Origin of the sequence: Streptomyces sp. NPDC058632 (assembly GCF_042717095.1) — a bacterium.
In the GTDB taxonomy this organism is placed as follows: Bacteria; Actinomycetota; Actinomycetes; order Streptomycetales; family Streptomycetaceae; genus Streptomyces.
This window is the reverse complement of the sequence record NZ_JBHXQZ010000063.1, coordinates 38,907-47,358: the sequence shown is the minus strand read 5'-3', so window position 1 is coordinate 47,358 and position 8,452 is coordinate 38,907. Positions and strand designations below refer to the sequence as shown.

Below are 8,452 nucleotides of genomic sequence, written 5' to 3'. Positions count from 1 at the left end.
GCCGTCCGGCGCGCTCCACGGCTGGGACGCGGCGGCCAAGTCGCTTCCCACCGGACCCTGCCGGTGGTCCGCAGCGGCCTGGAGCACTGCGACGCGCAGCCCGCCTGCGAGCGCGTCGTCGAAGGCCGTGCGGTTCCCGAGCGGTGCGAGGCGTGTCACCCCTGGCGGACCGCTGGGGGGTTCCGGGCGCACCGACCGCGTGCTCCGTGACGTTCGGATCGGGGGTCGTCGAACCCGCGAGTGAACGCCCCAGCGGCTTGCCGGCGGACTTCAGCAGGGGAGCGGTTTCGGCTTCGGTGACGTGGGACCGGACGCCGACAGCGCTTTCGCCTTCGCCGGGACGCCCTGCTCAGGAGCGTGTGGGAACCGGTCGGCGCGTCCCCTCCATGACCCGATCGGCCGACACGCAGGGCCCGCTTTCCCGGTCGGTACGCTGCGCGAGTTGCCGTCCACGTCGTGTCACCCACACCATGGAGGCCTCGTCCGGAGGCCGACTCGTCCGGCCTCGCCGCCGGGGACGGAAGGGGTGCCGTACATGACCAGGTACTTCGAGAACGGCACCGGTGAACTCGTCCCCGACGCGCTGTCCGGATTCGCCCGCGCTCACGAGGACCTCGTGGACTACGACCCCGCGGACGGATACGTCACCGCCCGGCACCCCGCGCCGACACGGGCCGTGGGGCTTCTCTCGGGTGGCGGGTCGGGACACGAACCCCTGCACGCCGGATACGTCGGTGCGGGCATGCTCGATGCCGCCTGCCCCGGCAGGGTCTTCGCCTCTCCGCACAACCGGCAGATCTTCCGGGCCTCCCGCGCGGTGGCAGGGCCGCACGGCGTGCTGCACATCGTGAAGAACTACACGGGCGACCGGATCAACTTCGGTATCGCGGCCGAGCGGCTCGCCGACGCGGGGATCGCCTGCGGGAGGGTCCTCGTCGACGACGACCTCGCCTCCGACTCCGAGGACATCGCCGCCGGGCGCCGCGGCACGGGTGCCACGGTCCTGGTGGAGAAGGTCCTGGGCGGCGCCGCGGACACCGGAATGGGGCTCGACGCACTGGTGGAACTCGGCACCTTTGTGGCAGGCCGATGCCGGACGCTTGCCGTCGCCTCCGCCGCTCACCACGCACCGGTCACCGGTGAGCCGGCCTTCGCGCTGCCGTCCGGCGAACTGGAGTACGGCGTCGGTATCCATGGTGAACGCGCCGACCGCACCCGCAGCCAGAAACAGGTCGGCGTGCTGGTGGAGGACATGGCGGGGGCGCTGCTGGACGTACTGCGCCCCGGACCCGACGATCCGGTCGTCGCCCTGGTCAACGGTCTGGGCTCGGTCACGTCGCTCGAGCTGTACGGCATCTTCGGCGAGCTGGGCCGCGTCCTCGACGCCCGGCGGGTCCGGCTCGCCCGGCACCTCGTCGGCGACTACGTCACGGCACTCGACATGCGGGGCTTCTCCCTGACCCTCATGGTCGCCGACCGCAGGGTGCTGGACTTCTACGATGCGCCGGTCCACACCCCGGCGTGGCGGTGGTGAGTGGTGAGTGGTCAGTGGTCAGGGGCCGAGGGGGTCCGCGCCCGACGGCCCGTGACAGGAGCAGGAGGACGGCATCATGACGACCGCCGCTTTCGACACCGCGCAGACCCGTGACTGGATGCGTCGCTTCGCCGCATCGGTGTACGCCACCGAGGCCGAGCTGACCGAGCTGGACCAGAAGGCGGGAGACGGCGACTTCGGGACCAATCTCGCCGCGGGGGTCCGGGCCGCCGGGCTGCTGCTCGACCGGACGGGAGGTTCGGTCGGCTCCGCGAAGGAGCTGGGAGTTGTGGCCACCGCCTTCCTCGACGAGATCGGTGGGACCAGCGGCCCCCTGTTCGGTCTGTTGTTCCAGGCGTTGAGCAGGGCCGCCGATTCCACCGCCGACCCCGGCGGCGGGTTGACCACGGGTGCGCTCGCCGAAGGCACCGCCCAGGGCCTGGCCGCCATCCGCCGTGTGGGCGGTGCCGCGCCCGGGGACAAAACACTCGTCGATGCGCTGGCCCCGGCCGCCGCCGCGTTGCGGGCGGCGGAGGGCACTCCGCCCGCGGCGGCCCTGGCCGCGGCGGCGGACGGCGCATGGCAGGGGGTGCGGGACACCGCGTCCCTGACGGCGCGCAGGGGCCGGGCGAGCTACCTGGGCGACCGGGTGACAGGCATCCCGGATCCCGGGGCGGTGGGCGTTGCCCTGTTCTTCGCCTCCGCCGCCGCGACCGTGCACACCCTGGCGCCTCATCTCCCCACCGCCTGAACGTTTCCCCGTCCGGGCCCGGTGCCCTCTACGCGCCGATCCGGCTGTGGGCCCACGACAGCAGTTCACCGTCGGCGAGGCTCGCGACCCACAGGTCGGCCTTCTCCGCCTCCGGCCCCGGCGGGCACGGTCCGATGCCGAGGACGCGCAGTCCCGCCCGGCGGGCCGACTCCATGCCGGTCAACGAGTCCTCCACGGCCAGCGCCTCCTCGGGCGGCACGCCGCAGAGACGGGCGGCCACCCGGTAGACGTCGGGCTGCGGCTTCGGCCGTACGTCCTCGCCGGCGACCACGACGTGGCCGAAGCAGCCGAGAAGTCCGGCCCGGTCCAGGCACGACTCCACCACCTCGCGGGGGCAGTTGCTCGCCACGGCGAGGGGGAGGTGGCGGGCGGCCAGCCGGACCAGGGCGGCGGCGCCCGGCATGGTGACAGGGTCCTGGTCGACGAGTGTGGTGAAGGTGTCGAGGAGTGTGCTGGTCAGGTCCTCCACGAGGCCCGGCTTCCCGGTCTCCTCGGCCATGAGCGCGCCGCACTCGGTGTAGTGCATGCCCTTCGCCCGCTCGGCGAACCCGGCCGGCGGTTTGAGGCCGAACGCCCGGAACGTGATGCTCCGGGCCTCCTGCCAGTGCTGTTCCGTGTCCATCAGGGTGCCGTCGCAGTCGAAGACGATGGCGGCGGGTGACCAGGAAAGGATGCGATGAACTGTCATGCCACTGCCGTTCTCCAAGGCCGCGCCGACCGGTTCGGTGCCGGGGCGCAGGCGTGTACCGGGATGTGAGTGATCCACTCGCGGACACGAGTGGTGACGGGGGATCCCGTACGGCTGCCGCGGTCGTGCGAGCGTGACGGAGCGCGCTGTGGCGGACGCGGGTCGTCGTTTTCGGGCGATCCCCAAAAACATCGTGGTCGTTACGTTAATTTCGCTTCTTCGATTTCCGCAATCACCAATTCGGGTACAAGGGAATGTCCCGGCCGGAGGTCGTCGGCCTCTCGTTCGCGGGACGGAGAAAGAAGTCGGAGCGCTTGGGGGACGTTCAACACGCCTGGTGAAAGCTGTTTCCGGTGTGCCGCGGCGTCGGTCGGGGCGGGGTTCCCGCGCTCAGCTGAAACGATTCTGTTCGGCGGGGCCCACCCCGGGGTGCGTTACAGCCCGTTCCCGCGCATGGTCGAAGAATAATAAGATCTTCGCGCACTGCTCATGTGCCTCAACGGGTGGTGCCTGGATTTTCCCGTCATAGCGTTGGCGCGTTTGAGCGAAGGTGGAACTGGAGTGCAGGACAGGGCGCGTGCAACCCGCAAAGTGCTGTTGGAATCGGCAGCACATCTATTCGTCGAGCGGGGATATGCGGGAACGAGTGTCAACGACATAAGTGATCACTCGGGAAGAACCAGTGGGGCGATCTATTTCCATTACTCCAGCAAGGAGAAGCTGGCGCTGGCCGTGGTCCGCGAGCAGTTCGCCACCTGGCCGCAGCTCGACGCCGTCTACGCCAGGCCCGGCGTCCCTCCGCTGGAGAAGCTGGTCGGTCTCAGCTTCCGGGTCGCGCAGTCCCTCAGTGAGGACGTCGTCGCACGTGCCGGTGCACGGCTGTGGGCGGAACGCCGCACCATCGAGGCCGACGTACCCACGCCGTTCGACGCCTGGTCGGTGGCCGCCACCCGGCTTCTCGCACAGGCCCGCACCAGAGGCGAACTCGCGGAGGGGGTCGAGCCGTCGGCCGCGGCCGTGACGCTCGTGTGCGCGTTCTTCGGGCTCTGCACCCTGACCGACGAGATGCCGGGCGGGCGGAACTGGAGGGAGCGGCTCGACCAGTGGTGGATGCTGGTACTGCGGTTCCTGCAGGCGGATCCCGACCCGGCCGCTCTGCTCGCCCGGGCACGGGCGGGGATGCCCGCGCAGCGGGAGGACCCGGCTCCGTGCCACGCCTGACGGAGCCGACCCGCCCGGCTCCGGCAGGCAGGAGTTCCGCGCCGTGGTCACGGGGCGGGTCCACGCGACCGCGGGCCCGCCCCGCAGGCTTCCCTCCGCCGGCAGTCGCGGTCCGCGCCCGCTGTTCACGGACGAGGGGAGGGCGCTCTCACGGCGGCCCGCGGCGGGGGAGTTCACCGACCGGAGCGGGCGGCCGGCCCGAGCAGCAAGCAGCGAGCTCCCACGGGACCGGCGCGGTCACCCGGCCGCGTCGGTGATCCCGAGACGCAGATGCTCCACGTGGTACACCGCCTGGTCCAGCAGCCCGGCGACATGGTGGTCGTGCAGCGCGTACACCACGGAACGGCCCCGGCGCTCGCCCACCACCAGGCCCAGGTTGCGCAGCAGCCGCAGCTGGTGCGAGCAGGCCGACTGCTCCATGCCCACCTCCGCCGCCAACTCCGTGGCCGGCAGAGGCCCTTCGCGCAGCCGGGCGAGGATCAGCAGCCGGGACGGAGTGGACAGGGCCTGGAGCGTGGTGGCGACCTTCGCGACATTGTCCGCGTCGAGGCGGACACGCTCGGCGTCGTCCTGCGCGGGGATGACGGCTCCATGACCCATACGGACATCCTACCCACCGGTCACGAACACCTGAGTGAATGAACAGATGAATGAGTCTTCATGTGTTCCTGTATGGTGGCGTCCGTGTCCATGACTCTCGCTCCCGCGCCCCCGCCGTCCACCGGTGTCCCGGCGGGGCGCCGCCGCACCCGCGTGCTCGCCCTCCCGGAGGCGCGGTGGGCGCTCGCCTCGCTCGTCGCCTTCCTGGCCGGTCTCGCACTGGACCTCGGCGGGGCGCCGGGCTGGGTGAGCGGTGTCCCGTTCGCGGTCGCCTACGGGTGCGGCGGCTGGGAACCGGCCCTCGAAGGGCTTCGCGCGCTGCGCGGGAGGACCCTCGACGTCGACCTCCTGATGATCGTCGCCGCGCTCGGCGCCGCCGCCATCGGCCAGGTGCTCGACGGCGCCCTGCTCATCGTCATCTTCGCCACCTCCGGCGCCCTGGAAGCCCTGGCCACCGCCCGCACCGCCGACTCCGTACGCGGACTGCTCGACCTCGCGCCCGCCACGGCGACCCGGCTGACCGGCACCGGCGAGGAGTCGGTACCCACCGCCGACCTCGCCCCCGGCGATGTCCTGCTGGTCCGCCCCGGTGAGCGCATCGGCGCCGACGGCACCGTCCTGGACGGCGTCGGCGAGGCCGACCAGGCCACCATCACCGGCGAGTCGCTGCCGGTCGTCAAACGCCCCGGCGACGAGGTCTTCGCCGGCACCCTCAACGGCACCGGCGTCCTGCGGGTGCGGGTCGGACGCGACCCGGCCGACTCGGTGATCGCCCGCATCGTCGCCCTGGTCGAGGAGGCGTCCCGGACCAAGGCGCCGACCCAGCTGTTCATCGAGAAGATCGAACAGCGGTACGCGGTCGGCGTGGTGGCCGCCACGCTCGCGGTGTTCGGCATCCCGCTCGCCTTCGGCGAGAACCTCACCGACGCCCTGCTGCGGGCGATGACCTTCATGATCGTCGCCTCGCCCTGCGCGATCGTGCTCGCCACGATGCCGCCCCTGCTCTCCGCCATCGCCAACGCGGGACGGCACGGCGTCCTGGTCAAGTCGGCGGTCGCGATGGAACGCCTCGGCGAGATCGACGCGACCGCCCTCGACAAGACGGGCACCCTCACCGAAGGCACCCCCGAGGTGAGGGCCGTACGTCCGCTGCCCGGCTCCGGCCTCGACGAGGACGCCCTGGTCGCCCTGGCCGCGTCCGCCGAGCACGCCAGCGAGCACCCGCTGGCCCGTGCCGTGGTGGCCGCCGCCCGCGCCCGCGCCCTGCCCCTCACCCCCGCCACGGACTTCACGGCCACCCCCGGCCGCGGCGTCACCGCCACCGTCGCCGGACACGTCGTGACCGTCGGCCACGCGGAGACGGCAGTCGGCGCGGACCGGAAGGCTGCCGAGACGGGCGAACGGCTGCTCGGACCGGACGGCGGCGAGACCCTCGTCCACGTCACCCGCGACGGTGTCCCCGTCGGCACCCTCGCCCTCACCGACCGCCTCCGCCCCGACGCCCCCGGGGCGACCGCCGCGCTGACCGCCCTCACCGGCACCGCGCCCGTCCTGCTGACCGGCGACAACGCGCGCGCCGCCGCCCGGGTGGCCGCCGGGACCGGCCTCACGGACGTCCGCGCCGGCCTCCTGCCCGAGGCCAAGGTGCACGCCGTACGGGACCTCCAGGACGCCGGCCGCAAGGTCCTGTTCGTCGGCGACGGCGTCAACGACGCGCCCGCCCTCGCCGCCGCCCACGCGGGCATCGCCATGGGCCGCGCGGGCTCCGACCTGGCCCTGGAGACCGCGGACGCCGTCGTCGTGCGGGACGAACTCGCCGCCGTGCCCGCGGTCGTACGGCTGTCCCGGACCGCCCGCCGACTGGTCGTGCAGAACCTCGTCATCGCCGGCACGGCCATCACCGTCCTGGTCCTGTGGGACCTGATCGGCCACCTCCCGCTCCCGCTCGGCGTCGCCGGCCACGAGGGCTCGACCGTCCTGGTCGGCCTCAACGGGCTGCGGCTGCTGCGCGAGTCGGCGTGGCGAACCGGGGCGGCGCAGGCCGGCTGAGGTTCACGTCGGATTCCCGCGAGACCGGGCCCGGTCCGTGCCCGATGCTTGACCCATGCAGAAGGGGATGCACACCGACAACGAACGCTGCGTGCGTGCCGTGCGCTCCAAGGACGCGCGGTTCGACGGCTGGTTCTTCACCGCGGTCCTGACCACCGGCATCTACTGCCGGCCCAGCTGCCCGGTGGTACCGCCCAAACCCGAGAACATGGTCTTCCACCCGAGCGCGGCGGCCTGCCAGCAGGCGGGGTTCCGGGCCTGCAAGCGGTGCCGTCCCGACACCAGCCCCGGCTCACCGGAGTGGAACCGGCGGGCCGACGCCGTGGCCCGCGCCATGCGGCTGATCGCCGACGGGATCGTGGACCGGGAGGGCGTGCCCGGCCTCGCCGCCAGGCTCGGCTACAGCACCCGACAGGTCGAACGCCAACTGCTCGCCGAGCTGGGCGCCGGGCCCCTCGCCCTCGCGCGGGCCCAGCGCGCGCAGACCGCGCGGCTGCTCATCGAGACGACGGACCTGCCGATGGCGGAGATCGCCTTCGCCGCCGGCTTCTCCTCCGTCCGTACCTTCAACGACACCGTGCGCGAGGTCTTCGCCCTCGCCCCGAGCGATCTGCGCGCCCGCGCGCCGAAGCGGACGTCCGGTCCTGCCGCACCCCCCGGCCCCGCCGGTACCCCTGCGGCCACCGGCACCCCCGCCGCTCTGTCGCTGCGCCTGCCGTTCCGGGCCCCGCTCACCCCCGACAACCTCTTCGGCCACCTCGCCGCCACCGCCGTACCGGGCGTGGAGGAATGGCGGGACGGCGCCTACCGGCGCACCCTGCGGCTGCCGCACGGGCACGGCTTCGTGGCCCTGGCCCCGCGGCCCGACCACATCGCCTGCCGTCTCACCCTCACCGACCCGCGCGACCTCACCGTCGCCATCAGCCGCTGCCGCCGCCTCCTCGACCTGGATGCCGACCCGGTGGCCGTCGACGACCGGCTGCGCACCGACCCGGTTCTCGCACCCCTCGTGGACAAAGCCCCCGGACGCCGGGTCCCGCGTGCGGTCGACGAGGCGGAGTTCGCCGTCCGGGCCGTGCTCGGACAGCAGGTCTCCACCGCGGCCGCCCGCACCCACGCGGCCCGCCTGGTCACCGCGTACGGCGAACCGGTGCACGACCCGGACCCGGAGGGCGGACTCACCCACCTCTTCCCCTCGCCCGAGGCACTCGCGGACCTGGACCCCGAAACCCTGGCCCTGCCCCGCGCCCGCCGCGCCACCTTCACCACCCTGGTGCGCGCACTCGTGGACGGCAGCCTGCGCCTGGGCGTCGAGAGCGACTGGCCCGAGGCCCGTGCGAAGCTCCTCGCCCTCCCGGGCTTCGGCCCCTGGACCGCCGACGTCATCGCCATGCGCGCCCTCGGCGACCCCGACGCCTTCCTCCCCACCGACCTCGGCATCCGCCGCGCCGCCCGGGAACTCGGCCTGCCCTCCACCCCCGCCGCGCTCACCGCACACGCGGCGGCCTGGCGGCCCTGGCGGGCGTACGCGGTGCAGTACCTGTGGGCGACGGACAGCCACCCGATCAACATCCTGCCGACATGAGGA

7 protein-coding genes are annotated in these 8,452 nt (G+C 73.1%); 5 read left to right on the top strand and 2 right to left on the bottom strand.

From position 1 onward, the window contains the following. Positions 1-535: 535 nt before the first annotated feature. Entirely contained in the window at positions 536-1,534 is a 999-nt protein-coding gene (locus ACFWVE_RS23265) for a dihydroxyacetone kinase subunit DhaK (RefSeq protein ID WP_384017067.1), read from the top strand. A gap of 76 nt (positions 1,535-1,610) precedes the next feature. Beyond that, positions 1,611-2,285 carry a dihydroxyacetone kinase subunit DhaL gene (dhaL, locus tag ACFWVE_RS23260; RefSeq protein WP_384017064.1) on the top strand — a complete coding sequence of 225 codons (675 nt, stop codon included), beginning with the start codon at positions 1,611-1,613 and terminating at the stop codon, positions 2,283-2,285. Positions 2,286-2,313: 28 nt separating this feature from the next. Here dhaL and ACFWVE_RS23255 read toward each other — a convergent pair whose 3' ends face one another. Next, positions 2,314-2,994: an HAD family hydrolase gene (locus ACFWVE_RS23255; RefSeq protein ID WP_384017061.1), complete on the bottom strand. Its 681-nt coding sequence runs from the start codon at positions 2,992-2,994 to the stop codon at positions 2,314-2,316. Positions 2,995-3,555: 561 nt separating this feature from the next. Here ACFWVE_RS23255 and ACFWVE_RS23250 point away from each other — a divergent pair. Continuing rightward, the gene (locus tag ACFWVE_RS23250; protein ID WP_384017058.1) at positions 3,556-4,215 is read left to right on the top strand and encodes a ScbR family autoregulator-binding transcription factor; all 660 of its coding nucleotides are present in this window, start codon (positions 3,556-3,558) and stop codon (positions 4,213-4,215) included. Between the two features lie 237 nt (positions 4,216-4,452). On the opposite strand, the gene ACFWVE_RS23245 is transcribed toward ACFWVE_RS23250, so the two are convergent. Beyond that, positions 4,453-4,815, bottom strand: a complete 363-nt coding sequence (locus ACFWVE_RS23245) for an ArsR/SmtB family transcription factor (protein ID WP_384017056.1) — start codon at positions 4,813-4,815, stop codon at positions 4,453-4,455. Positions 4,816-4,887: 72 nt separating this feature from the next. On the opposite strand from ACFWVE_RS23245, the gene ACFWVE_RS23240 reads away from it, so the two are divergent. Both ACFWVE_RS23240 and ACFWVE_RS23235 read left to right on the top strand, forming a co-directional pair. Then, a complete protein-coding gene (locus ACFWVE_RS23240; RefSeq protein WP_384017053.1) occupies positions 4,888-6,864 on the top strand; it encodes a heavy metal translocating P-type ATPase in 1,977 nt (658 codons plus the stop codon). Positions 6,865-6,919: 55 nt separating this feature from the next. Further along, positions 6,920-8,449 carry an AlkA N-terminal domain-containing protein gene (locus ACFWVE_RS23235; protein ID WP_384017050.1) on the top strand — a complete coding sequence of 510 codons (1,530 nt, stop codon included), beginning with the start codon at positions 6,920-6,922 and terminating at the stop codon, positions 8,447-8,449. Positions 8,450-8,452: the final 3 nt, after the last annotated feature.